We start from the raw sequence: 14,026 nt of genomic DNA on the forward strand, positions 1-14,026 counted from the left end.
AAATAAAGTGAAAAAATGCAAAATTACTTTGAATTGCTAGGCATCAAAAAAGCTTATGATATTGATTTAAAAATATTAGAAAAGCAATATTTCGCTATGCAAGCAAAATACCATCCCGATAGAGCAAAAAATATCGATGAAAAACAGAGTAAGCTTGTTATTTCTATGGAGTTAAATAAGGCTTACGGGGCGCTTAAAGACGAGCTAAAGCGCGCAGAATATCTGCTTAGCTTAAACAATATAGATTTAAATGACGAAGAGGCACGTAAAAGGCTAAGTAGCGCGGAGTTAAGCATGTTTTGGGATGAGCTGGAAATCATAGAAAATACGGAAGAATTTGTCGTTTTAGAAAAAATATATAATAAATACAAATTAATGCAAATTAGTGAAATTGAGCAGTTAATTAAAGCTTTTCAAAAACAAAATTTAAGGGAAGCAAGCGATATAACTATCAAGCTTAAATATTTTAAAACTTTACTTACTAATCTTCAAGATAAAATGAAATTATGCAAATAATAGAGATTCAAGAACCGGACTCGTCTATTCATGAAAATGACAAGCAAATTGCCGTCGGTATTGATTTCGGTACGACTAATTCGTTAATCGCTGTTTCAAACGGTGGAATAACCAAAATTATCAAGACCGAAAATAATCAGGAACTAATCCCTTCGACTATAGAATTTAAGAATGAAAATTTTATTATAGGCAGTAATAAAGGGATTCGCTCAATTAAAAGATTATTCGGCAAGTCATTTAAAGAAATATTAAATAATGCAGTACTTTTTTCGCTGATTAAAGATTATATTGATGTAGATAGCAAAGAGCTTAAACTAGATTTCGCCGGGCAGCTAATGACTATTGCCGATATTGCCGCCAAAATCTTTACGTATCTAAAACAGCAAGCAGAAAAAGAGTTAATGACTGAAATTACCAAGGTCGTAATAACCGTCCCCGCGCATTTTAACGATGCGGCAAGAGGCGAAGTTATGTGGGCTGCTAAAATAGCCGGTTTAGAAGTTCTTAGATTAATCGCCGAGCCGACCGCTGCCGCTTATGCTTACGGACTAAATAAAAAACAAAGCGGTTACTATCTTATATATGATTTGGGAGGAGGAACTTTTGACGTATCGATTCTTAATATGCAAGAAGGTGTTTTTCAGGTTATTGCTACCGGCGGCGATAATATGCTCGGCGGTGACGATATCGATAATTTAATTGCTGAATATTTTTGTAATAAATTTAATGTACCGTATTCGGAGCAAATCTTGAAGGCGGCAAAAGAGGCTAAGGAAATATTATCTTATCAAAATGATTTTAATAGAGGTATTTTATCATTAAATAGACAAACTTTTGAGCAATTAATTTTTTCGTTAATAGAGAGAACGATTACTATAGTAAAAGATACATTACTAGAAGCAGAAAATCCCAATATTGACGGAATTATTTTAGTAGGCGGCACGACTCGCATTCCGTTAATTACTAATAAGCTAAAAGAAGTATTTGCGATTAATATTTTTTCTGACATCGATCCCGATAAAGCCGTAGTATTCGGCGCCGCTCTGCAGGCAGAAAATTTAACTTCCGCAGGTATAAATTCTTTATTAATCGACGTCGTGCCGCTGTCGCTTGGCATGGAGTTATACGGCGGATTAGTTGAGAAAATTATCCTACGAAATAGCCCGTTACCTATGTCGATAACTAAGGAATTCACTAGCTATGCAGATAATCAAACCGGTATTCAATTTCATATTTTGCAAGGAGAGAGAGAAACGGTAGCAGATTGCCGCTCGCTTGCTAGATTTGAGTTAACTAATTTGCCGCTAATGAAGGCGGGCGGCATTCGTGTAGAAGTAACTTTTGCTATCGATGCCGACGGGATATTATCGGTTTCGGCACTTGAAAAAACTAGCGGCAAGTCGCATGCTATAGAGGTAAAACCGACTCACGGTTTAAATGAAGAAGAAATTACTAAATCGTTAGAAAATGCTTATAAAAATGCTGCAAACGACTATACTACTAGGTTATTACAAGAAACGATAATTAATACGGAATCTTTAATTTTTAGCGTAGAAAATACTATTAAAGAACTACCGGATTTGCTATCAGAAAATGAAATACAAAAAATATATCAGGCAATGAAAGATTTAAAAAACGCAATAGCTTTAAAAGATCGTGAATTAATTATAAAATTAACCAAAAATTTTGAATTTATTGCAAAAGATTTTATTGCGCAAAGGCTCAGATTTCGTTAAAAGGTTGGAATATTAAAGACAGTATGTCATTCCCGCAAAAGCGTTGTTGTGTAGAACGTAATTATCGTATTATGGATTACGGTATGGTGTCATATAGCATAATCCATTAAGGTATTGACAAGTAGCATAAAATAAGTAAATCTATGTGCGAAAAAGGAAAGAGATGGTCCGAGCATATCCATACGAACTAAGAACAAAAGCATTAGAGTTAATAGATAAAGTTAAGTCAGTAAGTAAAGTTAAGGAGTTATTAAATATATCTAGGCAAACATTATACAAATGGCAAGCTATTCAAAAGAAAGAAGGAGATATTCAGCCGAGAGTAGGCTATCAAAAAGGTCATAATAAAAAGCTAACAAATATGCCGGAGTTTAAGGAATTTATAGATAATAATGCCGATAAAAGCCTAAAAGAATTAGCAAAAATATCAAATAAATGGTCAGCAACGACAATTTGGCGAGGTATAAAAGCACTAGGATATAGTTATAAAAAAAACTTTTACGCACCCCAAAAGGGACGATGGAGCAAGGAATGATTTTATAGCTAGAATCAAAACTATTTCAAAAGAAGATTTAGTGTTTATGGATGAATCCGGAATAGAAGATAATGCATGCTTGGAGTACGGTTATAGCCTAAAAGGTAAAAGATATTACGATAAGAAAATTTACCAACATAAAACAAGAGTAAGTATGATAGCAGGGCTTTGCAATGGTAAAATAATAGCTCCAATAGTTTTTGAAGGGACTTGTGATACACTAATTTTTAAGAGTTATGTTGAAGATTTTTTGATCAAAGAATTAAAACAAGGTCAAGTGGTTGTTATGGATAATATTAATTTCCATAAGAATTCCAAGGTCAAAGAGCTAATAGAATCTGTAGGTTGTAGTATTTTATTTTTACCTACTTACTCTCCTGATTTAAATCCAATTGAGCATTATTGGTTTAAATTAAAAAATCAAATTAGAAAAACTGCAAAAGACTTCGAACATTTTTTTGATGCTGTTTGTTATAATCTGTCCATATCTTAATGGATTATGCTGTACCGTGGCTTGACCGGTTTTGTTGCATGGCTCGAATTTTTGGTATCATATCAGCGAAAGCTGGTATCTAACTTTTGTTATATTGTTAAGTATATCCCCTCTTTCGAGGGAATGACACCGACAACGTTTTATCGATCCATGCGTACAACGCAGGTACAAGCCGGCGTTGTTGCATGGATGGTTAAAATCGCTTAAAACTTGTCATACCGTGGCTTGACCCACTACTGTACGAACGTTTAAATAAAGAGGTAAAAATTCTGTCATTCCGTGGCTACGACCACGGAATCCAGCTTATAATATCATAAAAAGATTCTAAAATAAGTCTAATATGGCTTTATTTTCCTGGATGCCGTGATCAAGTCACGGCATGACACAGCCTTTTTTCAACGTTCGTACAGTAGTGGGCTTGACCACGGTATCCAGAAAAAATTAAAAAGCCTGACTGGATGCCGTGGTCAAGCCACGGCATGACATCGCGGTACTTTTAAAGAATACCCAAAATATAGCAATTTTCGATCCATGCGGGCAACGCAGGTACAAGCCACGGCATGACACCGGAATGCGTTGTAAAAATGGTCAAAATATCAATCAAATTAAATATAAAAAGGAACCATAAATAATGCCAAAAGTAATTTTTATTATAGATAATAGCGGAGCAGAAAAAATAGTAGAGGCACCGCTGGGGCTTTCAATCCTGGAAATTGCCCATCAAAACGGCATTGACCTTGAAGGAGCTTGTGAAGGTTCCTTAGCATGTGCTACTTGCCACGTTATCCTTGATGAAGAATTTTACCACAAATTAAAAAAACCTTCCGAAGCAGAAGAAGATATGCTTGACTTAGCTTTTGGTCTTACGGATACTTCTAGATTAGGGTGTCAGATTATTATAACCGAAGAACTTGACGGTATAAAAGTTCGTCTTCCTTCTGCTACCCGTAATATCAAATTATAATGGATTTAAGCCGTGATACGTAAAGCTCTTCTTTTTACCTTTTTAATTTTTACCGTAATATGGTTTGCGATTGCCTATACCATAAAGGATAATGTGGTAAATTTAATTAAAAATTCCGAGTCGGATAATATTAAAATATCTTATGATAATATTAAAATTTCCGGCTATCCCTTTAATTGGAAAATACTTATAACCGAACCAAAAGTAAAGCTTATCGATCATGTGAATTCTAAGGAATTCTCCGGTAAAAATATTACTTTAACCGTGGATTTTAGCGTTAAAAAAGCGACTATTGATTTAGGGCCTTATATAAAGAAAATTGAGAATTACGGCGATAAATCATTAGATTATCTAATGCGCGGAGATGAAGATATAAAAGGCACAGTCAAACTGAATAAGCCTTTATATAAAATAGCTAAAGATGATGATTTAAAATCTATTACTAAATCTATTCAATTAAGTAATAAACTATTATCGGTATTTAAGCAAGATCATGGTCAAGATCAAGAAATTTTTAATATTAAAAATTCAGGTTTTTTATTAAGAAAAACAAATAATTTAGAAGGTGAGAATATCTTTTTATCACTTAACGTAGATTATGATTCGCCGGAAAATCACCTTAATTTTAAAAATGCTAGTCTAGATTTAGCTACCTCTTTAAAATTTGTTCAGGATAATAATGAAGCAACTACTTTAAATAATTTTACTATAGAACGCCTTATTTTTACTTGCGATAATGATTCAAAAATTGATTTAAAAGGAGGGTTACAGTTTTTTACCGGTAGACTACCGCAGGGTAAACTATCTTTAGAACTTGAAAATTATCATACTATTATTGATAAGTTAGTGCCAAATAATATTATTCTTTCTAAAAAAATTATTAAAGCAATTATAGCAAAAGCCGTTAGTACGACCTCATCAGAATCTTCGGCTTTAGAGCCTCCCGTTATAAATCCTGATACGGTAGCTGAAGTAAATATATCATATAATAAAATTGAAAAAGCAAAATTTGATATAGAATTTTCCGATAAAGGAATAAATATCGGTTCAATTAATTTGCTTGAGCTGAAATTTGGAGAAAATAAAGAGGAAGAAAATACGGGGGCTAATTAAGCTGATAAATTTATTTAATGTAGTCTATCGCCGGTATCATTCCCACTTTCGGGAGTTGTTGCATAGCTCGAAGTCATTGCGAAGCCACGAAGTGGCTGCGGCAATCCAGGCTATCCCGAATGTAATGAGGGATTTAATTAGAATACTAAACAAGTTTAGTATAAAAATATGTTTATACTTGATTGCCGCGTCGGCATAAATGCCTCCTCGCAATGACGATTCTGGTAGCCATGCAACAAAGCCCTATGAAGCAGCAGCGGGGGAGAGAATTGTAGCTAAAAAATCTTTATGTTTTTTTAATTCTTCTTTAGTGGGTGCAACTATTTTAGTACGGTTTACCGAATGACTTAGTGGACTCACTGTTAACCTATCTGTTATAGATATCTCTTTAGTGAGATTAAAGGCGGCTTGCCTGCCTCCCGTTAATTCGACATATACCTCGGCAAGTAAAGCTGCATCTTTCAAAGCACCGTGTAATTGACGAGAAGAATTATCAACTTTAAATCTCTTACACAAGGCATCAAGGCTAGCACCTTTTCCCGGGAACATGTTTCTTGCCATAATGAGGGTATCGATAGCACTTGAAAGCTCTAAGGGCTTAACTGTAGATTTTTTGAGAAAAGATAATTCGTGATTAATAAATTTTATATCAAAAGGTGCATTATGAATGACAAGTTTGCTATCTGCGATAAATTCTAAAAAATCATCGGCAATATCTCGAAAAATCGGTTTATCTTTAAGAAATTCTCCGGAGATACCGTGTATTCTATATGCTTCCGTCGGCATGTTACGTTCAGGATTGATGTAAAAATGAAAATGCTTGCCGGTTAATACTTTATTGATCATTTCGATAGCGCCGATTTCTACGATCCGGTGACCGTCTCGCGGCTCTAAGCCTGTAGTTTCGGTATCTAAAATTACTTCTCTTACTTGTGACACTCTAATTTCTTTATTAATTGCATTATTTGTTTTTCTAACTTTAACATATCACAGTCACTATTTATAGCAAAATCTGCTCTTGTTATTTTATCTTCCTGAGATAATTGGATTTTTTCTATTTTTTTATAAATTTGCGGATCAAATGACGGGCGACCGATTGCGCGCTTTATTCTTGTTTCTTCCGAGCAAAATATTGTTACTACGAAATCGAAATATATTTTAAAATTGGCTTCAAAAAGTAGAGGGATTTCTGCAAAAATAAATTCAGCAATTTTATTTTGTTGTTTAAAAAAGATTAATTCTTTTATTAAAAGCGGATAAATAAAATCCTGTAATTTTTGTCGGGCCTTATCGTCATTATAAATTAATGTACTAATTTCTGTTCGATCAAATATTTTTAAACTAGGCAATAAGTTTAAAATTTGGTTTTGTATTTCTATGTTTTTATACAAATTTTTTACACATTCATCGGCGGAAAAAGTTTTATACCCCTTACTTGCTAAGTAATCTACAACAAATGTTTTTCCCGATGCGTAACTACCCGTGATGCCTATTGCTAACATTTTGCCTTAATTATAAAAATTTTATGTTTATTAGCAAGTTTTACAGTAAGCTCCTGATCAATAATAATGACCGTATCTTCGATTGCTATACCGTTATAATTATATTTAGCAAGATTTAGTATAGTATCAGGGCCGATAGTCGGGATATCCATCCTATTATCCTGTCCGAGCTTCATAATTTTAACTAGTACGCCTCCTTTAGTTTTTTTGCGTAAAGAGGCGCATCTAATTATTAAATTATCCGTTCCTTCTGCTGCCTCAATACCAAGCACATAACCATCTTCCATTATAACCGACTGACCGACATCCATGTCACTTAAACTTTTCAGCACTTTTATACCGAGTTCGATATCAATCATATCGGAAGCAGAAGGATACAAAGTTGTTATAACATCGCTTCCAAAATCATGATTTTTAAATATTTCATTACTAGCAATTACCTTAAAACCTCTTTCCTCAAAAAAATTAGCAATTATACGTAAAACGTTATCATCTCCTAAAAATTTCTGTTTTAATATTCTAGCAAGTAATACGCTACCGGTTCTATCTACTCCTACAGACCGTATATTAGGTCGATTAATACCGCCGGCAAAAATTAAATTTTGTACGTTACTCTGCCGGAAATATTCAATTACTGCACCAGCCATACCGATTTTAAAAGTCTTATATTTAAAATTTTCGATTAATTTTAAGTTAGCTTCACCCTCTAATGCTGCTATATAACAATCGCCGCCTTGTTTTGTGTAGCTATCAGCTATTGAAAAAGGTAACAAACCTTTGCCGGCTATAATTCCGATTCTTGGGAGCATAAAATGTTTTTATTATTAATGTATGTGTTATACCAATTCCCAAATTAAACTGTACGGAAGTAATTTGATTGGCGAGTACCCGCAGCCTATACTTAATAGGTGAGGACGCGAGTCGAATTCAAAATTACTTCCGTACATTTAATTTCGGACATCGGTATAAAGTATAAAAGTATTTTAAACATAAATCTAGGATTCTTAAAAGTAAACTTTACATTTTATTAAAATTAAGGCATAATAGTAGGGCTAGTAATAGCTATAGTAATAAACGTAATTTAGAATAGAAGTTGCGGACCCGGGGGCGGTACCCGGCGCTTCCACCAGAAATAATATATAATGCAAATACTGCTTGTATTTTAAAAATTGGGAAGTGTCACCTAGTGACTTGACTAGCTTTGTTGCATGGCTCGATAAAAGCAGCAGTATGTCATTCCCGCGTAGGCGGGAATCCAGGTTTTTCTTTGTCATGCTGAACTTGTTTCAGCATCTATTAAAAAAGATCCTGAAATAAATTCAGGATGACTTTGTGGTACTTTTTTCTGGATTCCCGCCTACGCGGGAATGACATCGAAAATTCGATCCATGCAACAACGCAGGTACAAGCCATAGTATGACAACTCACCATTTATAAGTAGTATATTTATGGGGGCGAAATAGGATCGACGTACTTAATAAAAAAATTGCTTTTACTCGGGATGATTCCGCCGGGCTTTTGCCGTTTGGGTCAAACAAAAGAAACGCAAATGATAATCAACGTTTCGCAAGTAGCCCAGCTTTAGCTGTAGCTTAAACTTGCGCGGTTTGGGGTTTTACCGGGCAACAGAAAAAGCCCCATATACCGACAGTTATAGTAGTTATATAGGAGAGAAGAAAACCGTCATTGCGAGAAGGGACGGGCGTTGTTGCATGGCTCGAATTTTTGCAAAGTGTTCCGGTGTCATGTCGTGGCTTGACCACGGCATCCAGTCTTTTTATTAAGATTTTTCTGGATACCGTGGTCAAGCCCACTACTGTACGAACGTTTAAATAAAGAGGTAAAAATTCTGTCATTCCGTGGCTACGACCACGGAATCCAGCTTATAATATCATAAAAAGATTCTAAAATAAGTCTAATATGGCTTTATTTTCCTGGATGCCGTGATCAAGTCACGGCATGACACAGCCTTTTTTCAACGTTCGTACAGTAGGGGGTCAAGCCACGGCATGACACCGTACTTATAATAACCATAATTAATACGGTAAATTATTAGCCATGCAACAACGCCTTGCCTAGGCGGGAATGACCTCAAAAATCCGATCCATGCGGGCAACATCTTCTTGCAGTATACTTAGCTAATTTAAATTCTTAATTTAAAATATGAATATTAAATATCAAAAATTTCTTAATGAATCTATGTTAGAATTCGTAAAAAAAATTCTTACAAGAATTCAAAGCGAAAATTTATATTGGGATCAACTAATATATATCTCATATAGAACCGATAACCCGTTAGTAGTATTGCCGCTTAAAGTGAAACAACTCTATCCGAAAGAAATAACGATAGTTTTGCAACATCAATTTGAAAATTTGCTAGTAAAAGATGAAGGATTTTCTTTAACGGTTAGTTTTGACGGAATAAAAGAGGCAATTTATATACCGTTTAATTCACTTATTAGCTTTGTTGATTCTAGTAATAATTATAGTTTAACATTTAATCAGCAGCTAAATTCATATAATAATTCTCAAAACGAAATATTAAAAATAAAAAAACAACTTTTAGAAGAAAGAAATAAAGATGATGACGAAACTAATTTATCACCGAATGTAATAATTTTAGATAAATTTCGGAATTCTTCAAAAGCTAAGCCCTCTAAGCCAAAGTAACTAAACCTTTAGTAAATGACAAAAGATAAATCACACGTAATTATCTACACCGATGGCGCTTGCTCAGGCAATCCCGGTCCCGGAGGATGGGGAGCTTTACTACAATTTAACGGTCTTAATAAAGAAATAACCGGTTATGAGTTACATACAACTAATAATCGCATGGAGATGAAAGCCGCAATTGAAGCATTAAAGTCGTTGAAAAAATCATGTTTTGTTGAAATCCATACCGATAGTAAATACCTCCAGCAGGGAATTACCGAATGGATTTATAAATGGATAAAAAATAACTGGTACAAAAACAACAATGAACTAGTTAAAAATGCCGATTTATGGCAAAATTTATACGCCGAACTCGATAAGCATACTATTATCTGGAAATGGGTAAAAGGACATGCCGATAATCAAGGTAATATTATCGCCGATAAACTAGCCGTGAAAGGAAAAGAACTAGCTATAAAGATGCTCAAATGCTCAAAATGAATAGTTCAAGGATGAATAGTTTTTTTATCTCTTTTTTTTATAAAAAAGTTGGAGAAGATGCGCTTTTTAATAAATATTATGAAAGCAAAAAGCCTAATTATCTAGGGCGTAATAAAAGATTTATTGTTTATAAAGGAGAAAGTGAACCTGCAAAAATTCCTCCCATGTGGCATGCTTGGCTACATCATATGATTAATGAAGTGCCGCATATTAATAACTTTCCATGGCAAAAAAATCATATACTTAATACTGCCGCTGAGGATAAAATAGTAAATTCTAGCTATAATAGATGGAAACCATAGTAAATTTTTAAATACAAAATAACGAATTAAAACAATGAAACAAAATATTATAGAAACTATGGTCGGTTTTACGGTACTAATTATTGCAGTATTATTTTTAACTTTTGCTTATAAAACCGGCAGTTCTTTAAATAACTCTAACGGATATCAAGTAACCGCTAGCTTTCAAAGCGTCGAGGGGATAGTTATGGGAAGCGACGTAATGGTCGCCGGTATAAAAATAGGTGTGGTAAAAGAAATTACCTTAGACCCGAATAATTTTTTTGCTCTAGTATATTTAAGTATAAATGATGATATAAAATTGCCTAAAGATTCAAGAGCATCGGTGGTTACTAGCGGATTACTCGGCGGGAAATATATTTCTATCACTCCCGGTAGCGAAGACGAAAACCTTGCCGCCAATGATCAAATAAAATATACTCAGCCTGCCATTAATGTGGAATCATTAATTAATAAGTTAGTATCTTCATTTGGTAACAAATAATTTTTATACAGCTAAATTCAGAAAGTTTGGGCGTTGTTGCATGGGTCGAAATCCTTATAAAAAAATACCGTCATTGGGCGTTATTGCATGGCTCAATAAAAGCAGCAGTATGTCATTCTAGCTAAAGGCCATAACTGTCCGAAGTTAAAAAAATTAAGGTTAAAAATAGTATTTTTGAGCATCAATATTAAGAATTTTTACTATATATAGCCATTAAATACAGTAAAAATCTATATTTCTTTCTACTTCTTTATGTAACTTCGGACAGTTATGGCTAAAGGCGAGAATCCAGAAAAAACACTTAAAATAAACAAAATTATATAAAAATTTACTATATAACTCGCTTAAATATTTTCTAGATTCCCGCCTACGCGGGAATGACATACGGCACTTTTTTAGAGCCATGCAACAACGCCACAAATAGTACATAAGTACAATCAAGACTCGCGAAATTTTATATATAGACTTAATAAGCTTTGCTATACATTACACACTCACTTAATTTGACGATGCTCATAAAAAAAGTGAGAAAAATAATTTTTCTCACTTTTTATTTTTGCTATTTTAAAATTAAGTTTAGAACTCTAAACTTAATTAATTTTTACTTTTTAAAGCTTTCAACCCTTCTTCTAAACCCTCTTTGAAAAGCGGAAAATTTACTTGCTTACCTTCTGCCGTCATTACTCCAACGAAGTTATTATCATTTGACAAAATAGTTTTCAAATCACTTTGAGAAATCGAGGCTACAGCCTGACAGTTACCTAAGGTACAATTAACGTATTTACCGGATGCTATTAATTGTGTTCCACTAATAATTGAAGTACCGGGAGCGATTAGAATATTTGTAGGTAACGTTTCAATTATTTTTACTTCTTTTTCTTGACCGAAATTACCGACTTGATACAGAGCTAAAACTTCTTGCTCTTTACCTTTAACAGTATTATTAATCTGCTGTGATAAAAAACAAATTTGCTTTTTCTTATCGTCAACAGTACAATTCAAAGACCAATTACCAAATTTTTTCTTTTCTTCTTTAGAAGTTGCATCAACTTTTCCCGGTTGACCGAAAAGGAAACCTCCACCTATGAATAGAAGCCCCGCGAAAACAAATAAAGTTTTTTTTAAATAACTTTTCATATAGCTAAACCTAAACACTAAAATTTTTTATATTAATGGTGGGCGATGACAGACTCGAACTGCCGACACTCTCGGTGTAAACGAGATACTCTACCAACTGAGCTAATCGCCCACATTCTACAAGCAAAATATGCACTAATTTTGGAAAATAATCAAGCTAAATTTTGAGAATTAAATTTTCAACAACTTAATAAATGAGCTAAATAAATAAATTTTTAAATTAAAGAATAATCGACAACAATATAAACAAAAAAATAAGTAATAATTTATTTTTTTAAAATTTTATTAGCTTTAATTTAGCTAATAAATACTTAAAAAAAAGCAATTAGGAGATTATACTTCTTCTTTAGCCATTTGTTTAATTCTTTGAGATAATTGACTAATTTTTCGTGAGGCGGTATTCAATTTAATAATATTTTTCTTCACCCCTTTCATTATTTTAGATTGGGCTGTAATCAAAGCAAGATTAGCATTATCTTTTGATCCATTATTAATTTCGTGCAAAACTTTTTTAATATAAGTCTTTATTGCACTTGATCTTTTTTTATTAACCAACGTTTTTTTTATGGTTTGCCTTGCAGCTTTTTTTGCTGAAGAATGATTAGCCATTATTTTCCCTTATACAGATTTATTACTTATTTTTAATATCTTTTTGAGTATCAATATTATGATTTGTGCTGCCTTTAGCATTCACATCCCTATCAACAAATTCAATATACGCTAGAGGAGCTAAATCACCGTAACGAAAATCGGCTTTTATTATTCTAGTATAGCCACCGGGTCTATTACTATATCTTTTTCCCAAGACATTAATTAGCTTTTCTACCGCGACCTTATCTTTTATCTTAGCTAATACACTTCTTCTGGTTGCTAAATTAGTATTTCTAGCCTTAGTTACTAAAGCTTCCACATAAGGTCTTAATTCCTTAGCTTTCGGCAGCGTTGTTTGTATTTGCTCATGCATAACAAGCGCTACAGCCATATTAGCAAACATTGCTTGCCTATGGCTACTAGTTCTATTAAGCTTTCTACCTTTAATTTTATGTCGCATCTTTTTTATATATCCTTAAATTAATAGAAATCTTCGTAACGCTTAGATAATTCTTGTATATTTTCCGGTGGCCAGTCAGGCAAATCCATACCGAATTTTAAACTGAATTTTGCTAATATCTCTTTAATTTCATTTAAAGATTTTCTGCCAAAATTTGGAGTTCTTAGCATTTCAGCTTCAGTTTTTTTAACAATATCCCCAAGATAAACTATATTTTCATTCCTTAAACAATTCGCAGATCGAACAGATAACTCCAATTCATCAACTTTTTTAAGTAAATAAGGAGAGAAAGGCAAGGATTCTGTTTTATCTTGCTTATCTTCCTCTTGTTCTTCAAAAGAAATAAACGGTTGTAATTGTTCTTGTAAAATACGGGCAGCTAAACCGATAGCCATTTCCGGAGAAACATCTCCGTTAGTTTCCACCATCATAATTAATTTATCATAATCGGTAACCTGACCAACCCTAGTATTTTCAACCTTATAGGTAACTCTTTTTACCGGACTAAATAAAGCATCTATAGCAATTTCCCCGATAGGTAAGTTATTTTCACTATTACTTGTACTAGGCACGTATCCTTTTCCTATTCTACAAGTTAACTCCATTTCAAGCTGCTTACCTTTAGCCAAGTTACAAATTACATGTTCCGGATTTAATATCTCTACATCATGACCGGTTTCTATCATTCCGGCAGTTACTACACAAGGTCCTGAAGCTTTTAACTTAACAATTTTTTTATCTGCAACATGCATTTTTATTGCTATAGATTTAATATTTAAAACTATTTCAACTAAGTCTTCTTTTATCCCGGGAACAGAAGAAAATTCATGCACTACTCCGGGAATTTTTATAGACGTTACGGCTGCTCCTTGTAGAGAAGAAAGTAAAACCCTTCTCATAGCATTACCTAATGTTAAACCAAAGCTTCTTTCTAATGGTTCGACTATAATTTTTGCGATATTGTCAGTTTCAGGAGAGCTTTGATAAGCTACCTTATGCGGCTTTATTAAAGAGTTCCAATTTTTACTTAGCGATAACAT

Annotated in this window: 22 protein-coding genes, 1 tRNA gene and 1 other RNA gene; 13 read left to right on the forward strand and 11 right to left on the reverse strand. The window is 33.5% G+C overall.

Going from position 1 to position 14,026, the window contains the following annotated elements; all coding sequences use genetic code 11:
- The first annotated feature begins 15 nt into the window (after positions 1-15).
- The 8 genes from hscB (at position 16) to AAHM91_RS08400 (ending at position 5,556) form a co-directional block, all read left to right on the forward strand.
- Positions 16-516 (forward strand): Fe-S protein assembly co-chaperone HscB, encoded by a 501-nt coding sequence (gene hscB, locus AAHM91_RS08365; protein ID WP_341793729.1) that lies wholly within the window; start codon positions 16-18, stop codon positions 514-516.
- Positions 507-2,252, forward strand: coding sequence for a Fe-S protein assembly chaperone HscA (hscA, locus tag AAHM91_RS08370; protein ID WP_410526166.1), 1,746 nt, complete (start codon positions 507-509; stop codon positions 2,250-2,252). The genes hscB and hscA overlap by 10 nt, the downstream gene beginning before the upstream one ends.
- Positions 2,253-2,415: 163 nt before the next feature.
- Positions 2,416-3,280, forward strand: a protein-coding gene (locus tag AAHM91_RS08375; protein ID WP_342269478.1) for an IS630 family transposase whose coding sequence is annotated in 2 segments (ribosomal slippage) — positions 2,416-2,739 and positions 2,741-3,280 — 864 coding nt in all. Because the reading frame shifts where the segments join, the coding sequence is not laid out codon by codon here.
- A gap of 6 nt (positions 3,281-3,286) precedes the next feature.
- The gene (locus tag AAHM91_RS08380) at positions 3,287-3,487 is read left to right on the forward strand and encodes a hypothetical protein (RefSeq protein WP_342270498.1); all 201 of its coding nucleotides are present in this window, start codon (positions 3,287-3,289) and stop codon (positions 3,485-3,487) included.
- Between the two features lie 256 nt (positions 3,488-3,743).
- A complete protein-coding gene (locus AAHM91_RS08385) occupies positions 3,744-3,908 on the forward strand; it encodes a hypothetical protein (protein ID WP_342270499.1) in 165 nt (54 codons plus the stop codon).
- A gap of 3 nt (positions 3,909-3,911) precedes the next feature.
- Entirely contained in the window at positions 3,912-4,244 is a 333-nt protein-coding gene (locus AAHM91_RS08390) for a ferredoxin family 2Fe-2S iron-sulfur cluster binding protein (protein WP_342270500.1), read from the forward strand.
- A gap of 12 nt (positions 4,245-4,256) precedes the next feature.
- Entirely contained in the window at positions 4,257-5,357 is a 1,101-nt protein-coding gene (locus tag AAHM91_RS08395) for a hypothetical protein (RefSeq protein WP_253307986.1), read from the forward strand.
- Between the two features lie 58 nt (positions 5,358-5,415).
- Positions 5,416-5,556, forward strand: a complete 141-nt coding sequence (locus AAHM91_RS08400) for a hypothetical protein (protein ID WP_342270501.1) — start codon at positions 5,416-5,418, stop codon at positions 5,554-5,556.
- 44 nt (positions 5,557-5,600) lie between these two features.
- Here the strand turns inward: AAHM91_RS08400 and dnaQ are convergent, their stop codons facing one another.
- From dnaQ to AAHM91_RS08415, 3 genes are read right to left on the reverse strand one after another with little or no spacing between them, the layout of a single operon-like run.
- On the reverse strand, positions 5,601-6,296 hold the full coding sequence (gene dnaQ / locus AAHM91_RS08405; RefSeq protein WP_342270502.1) for a DNA polymerase III subunit epsilon: 696 nt from the start codon (positions 6,294-6,296) through the stop codon (positions 5,601-5,603).
- Positions 6,284-6,859 (reverse strand): dephospho-CoA kinase, encoded by a 576-nt coding sequence (gene coaE / locus AAHM91_RS08410; RefSeq protein WP_253307988.1) that lies wholly within the window; start codon positions 6,857-6,859, stop codon positions 6,284-6,286. Before coaE ends, dnaQ begins: the two co-directional genes overlap by 13 nt.
- On the reverse strand, positions 6,853-7,668 hold the full coding sequence (locus tag AAHM91_RS08415) for an LpxI family protein (RefSeq protein ID WP_342270503.1): 816 nt from the start codon (positions 7,666-7,668) through the stop codon (positions 6,853-6,855). The genes coaE and AAHM91_RS08415 overlap by 7 nt, the downstream gene beginning before the upstream one ends.
- 203 nt (positions 7,669-7,871) lie before the next feature.
- On the opposite strand from AAHM91_RS08415, the gene ssrA reads away from it, so the two are divergent.
- Positions 7,872-8,501, forward strand: a transfer-messenger RNA (tmRNA) gene (gene ssrA / locus AAHM91_RS08420).
- Here the strand turns inward: ssrA and AAHM91_RS08425 are convergent.
- Entirely contained in the window at positions 8,452-8,715 is a 264-nt protein-coding gene (locus AAHM91_RS08425) for a hypothetical protein (RefSeq protein ID WP_342270504.1), read from the reverse strand. The genes ssrA and AAHM91_RS08425 overlap by 50 nt on opposite strands.
- Positions 8,716-8,834: 119 nt before the next feature.
- Positions 8,835-8,978 (reverse strand): hypothetical protein, encoded by a 144-nt coding sequence (locus tag AAHM91_RS08430; protein ID WP_342270505.1) that lies wholly within the window; start codon positions 8,976-8,978, stop codon positions 8,835-8,837.
- A 44-nt stretch (positions 8,979-9,022) separates the two neighbouring features.
- Here AAHM91_RS08430 and AAHM91_RS08435 point away from each other — a divergent pair, with 44 nt between their 5' ends.
- The 4 genes from AAHM91_RS08435 to mlaD are packed head-to-tail and all read left to right on the forward strand — an operon-like array spanning position 9,023 to position 10,798.
- On the forward strand, positions 9,023-9,529 hold the full coding sequence (locus tag AAHM91_RS08435; RefSeq protein WP_253307990.1) for a ClpXP protease specificity-enhancing factor SspB: 507 nt from the start codon (positions 9,023-9,025) through the stop codon (positions 9,527-9,529).
- A gap of 15 nt (positions 9,530-9,544) precedes the next feature.
- Positions 9,545-10,012 carry a ribonuclease HI gene (gene rnhA / locus AAHM91_RS08440; RefSeq protein ID WP_253307991.1) on the forward strand — a complete coding sequence of 156 codons (468 nt, stop codon included), beginning with the start codon at positions 9,545-9,547 and terminating at the stop codon, positions 10,010-10,012.
- An 11-nt stretch (positions 10,013-10,023) separates the two neighbouring features.
- The gene (locus AAHM91_RS08445; protein WP_253307992.1) at positions 10,024-10,314 is read left to right on the forward strand and encodes an NADH-ubiquinone oxidoreductase subunit NDUFA12 family protein; all 291 of its coding nucleotides are present in this window, start codon (positions 10,024-10,026) and stop codon (positions 10,312-10,314) included.
- Between the two features lie 34 nt (positions 10,315-10,348).
- A complete protein-coding gene (mlaD, locus tag AAHM91_RS08450; protein ID WP_253307993.1) occupies positions 10,349-10,798 on the forward strand; it encodes an outer membrane lipid asymmetry maintenance protein MlaD in 450 nt (149 codons plus the stop codon).
- Positions 10,799-11,011: 213 nt separating this feature from the next.
- On the opposite strand, the gene AAHM91_RS08455 is transcribed toward mlaD, so the two are convergent.
- The 6 genes from AAHM91_RS08455 to AAHM91_RS08480 form a co-directional block, all read right to left on the reverse strand.
- On the reverse strand, positions 11,012-11,203 hold the full coding sequence (locus AAHM91_RS08455) for a hypothetical protein (protein WP_342270506.1): 192 nt from the start codon (positions 11,201-11,203) through the stop codon (positions 11,012-11,014).
- Positions 11,204-11,392: 189 nt separating this feature from the next.
- Positions 11,393-11,935: an invasion associated locus B family protein gene (locus tag AAHM91_RS08460; RefSeq protein WP_342270507.1), complete on the reverse strand. Its 543-nt coding sequence runs from the start codon at positions 11,933-11,935 to the stop codon at positions 11,393-11,395.
- Between the two features lie 36 nt (positions 11,936-11,971).
- Positions 11,972-12,047 (reverse strand) — tRNA-Val (locus tag AAHM91_RS08465).
- A gap of 221 nt (positions 12,048-12,268) precedes the next feature.
- Positions 12,269-12,544 carry a 30S ribosomal protein S20 gene (gene rpsT / locus AAHM91_RS08470; protein WP_253307995.1) on the reverse strand — a complete coding sequence of 92 codons (276 nt, stop codon included), beginning with the start codon at positions 12,542-12,544 and terminating at the stop codon, positions 12,269-12,271.
- Between the two features lie 22 nt (positions 12,545-12,566).
- Entirely contained in the window at positions 12,567-12,986 is a 420-nt protein-coding gene (gene rplQ, locus AAHM91_RS08475; RefSeq protein WP_342270508.1) for a 50S ribosomal protein L17, read from the reverse strand.
- A 20-nt stretch (positions 12,987-13,006) separates the two neighbouring features.
- The gene (locus tag AAHM91_RS08480; protein WP_342270509.1) at positions 13,007-14,026 is read right to left on the reverse strand and encodes a DNA-directed RNA polymerase subunit alpha; all 1,020 of its coding nucleotides are present in this window, start codon (positions 14,024-14,026) and stop codon (positions 13,007-13,009) included.

The organism is Rickettsia endosymbiont of Orchestes rusci (genome assembly GCF_964030945.1).
Lineage (GTDB): Bacteria > Pseudomonadota > Alphaproteobacteria > Rickettsiales > Rickettsiaceae > Rickettsia.

Bases quoted from the DNA above. Each gene is read 5' to 3' on its own strand.
- hscB (WP_341793729.1), top strand. From the start codon at position 16: ATGCAAAATTACTTTGAATTGCTAGGCATCAAAAAAGCTTATGATATT.
- hscA (WP_410526166.1), top strand. From the start codon at position 507: ATGCAAATAATAGAGATTCAAGAACCGGACTCGTCTATTCATGAAAAT.
- AAHM91_RS08380 (WP_342270498.1), top strand. From the start codon at position 3,287: ATGCTGTACCGTGGCTTGACCGGTTTTGTTGCATGGCTCGAATTTTTG.
- AAHM91_RS08390 (WP_342270500.1), top strand. From the start codon at position 3,912: ATGCCAAAAGTAATTTTTATTATAGATAATAGCGGAGCAGAAAAAATA.
- coaE (WP_253307988.1), bottom strand. From the start codon at position 6,859: ATGTTAGCAATAGGCATCACGGGTAGTTACGCATCGGGAAAAACATTT.
- AAHM91_RS08415 (WP_342270503.1), bottom strand. From the start codon at position 7,668: ATGCTCCCAAGAATCGGAATTATAGCCGGCAAAGGTTTGTTACCTTTT.
- AAHM91_RS08425 (WP_342270504.1), bottom strand. From the start codon at position 8,715: ATGACAGAATTTTTACCTCTTTATTTAAACGTTCGTACAGTAGTGGGC.
- AAHM91_RS08430 (WP_342270505.1), bottom strand. From the start codon at position 8,978: ATGTTGCCCGCATGGATCGGATTTTTGAGGTCATTCCCGCCTAGGCAA.
- AAHM91_RS08435 (WP_253307990.1), top strand. From the start codon at position 9,023: ATGAATATTAAATATCAAAAATTTCTTAATGAATCTATGTTAGAATTC.
- rnhA (WP_253307991.1), top strand. From the start codon at position 9,545: ATGACAAAAGATAAATCACACGTAATTATCTACACCGATGGCGCTTGC.
- AAHM91_RS08445 (WP_253307992.1), top strand. From the start codon at position 10,024: ATGAATAGTTTTTTTATCTCTTTTTTTTATAAAAAAGTTGGAGAAGAT.
- mlaD (WP_253307993.1), top strand. From the start codon at position 10,349: ATGAAACAAAATATTATAGAAACTATGGTCGGTTTTACGGTACTAATT.
- AAHM91_RS08455 (WP_342270506.1), bottom strand. From the start codon at position 11,203: ATGGCTCTAAAAAAGTGCCGTATGTCATTCCCGCGTAGGCGGGAATCT.
- AAHM91_RS08460 (WP_342270507.1), bottom strand. From the start codon at position 11,935: ATGAAAAGTTATTTAAAAAAAACTTTATTTGTTTTCGCGGGGCTTCTA.
- rpsT (WP_253307995.1), bottom strand. From the start codon at position 12,544: ATGGCTAATCATTCTTCAGCAAAAAAAGCTGCAAGGCAAACCATAAAA.
- rplQ (WP_342270508.1), bottom strand. From the start codon at position 12,986: ATGCGACATAAAATTAAAGGTAGAAAGCTTAATAGAACTAGTAGCCAT.
- AAHM91_RS08480 (WP_342270509.1), bottom strand. From the start codon at position 14,026: ATGTTATCGCTAAGTAAAAATTGGAACTCTTTAATAAAGCCGCATAAG.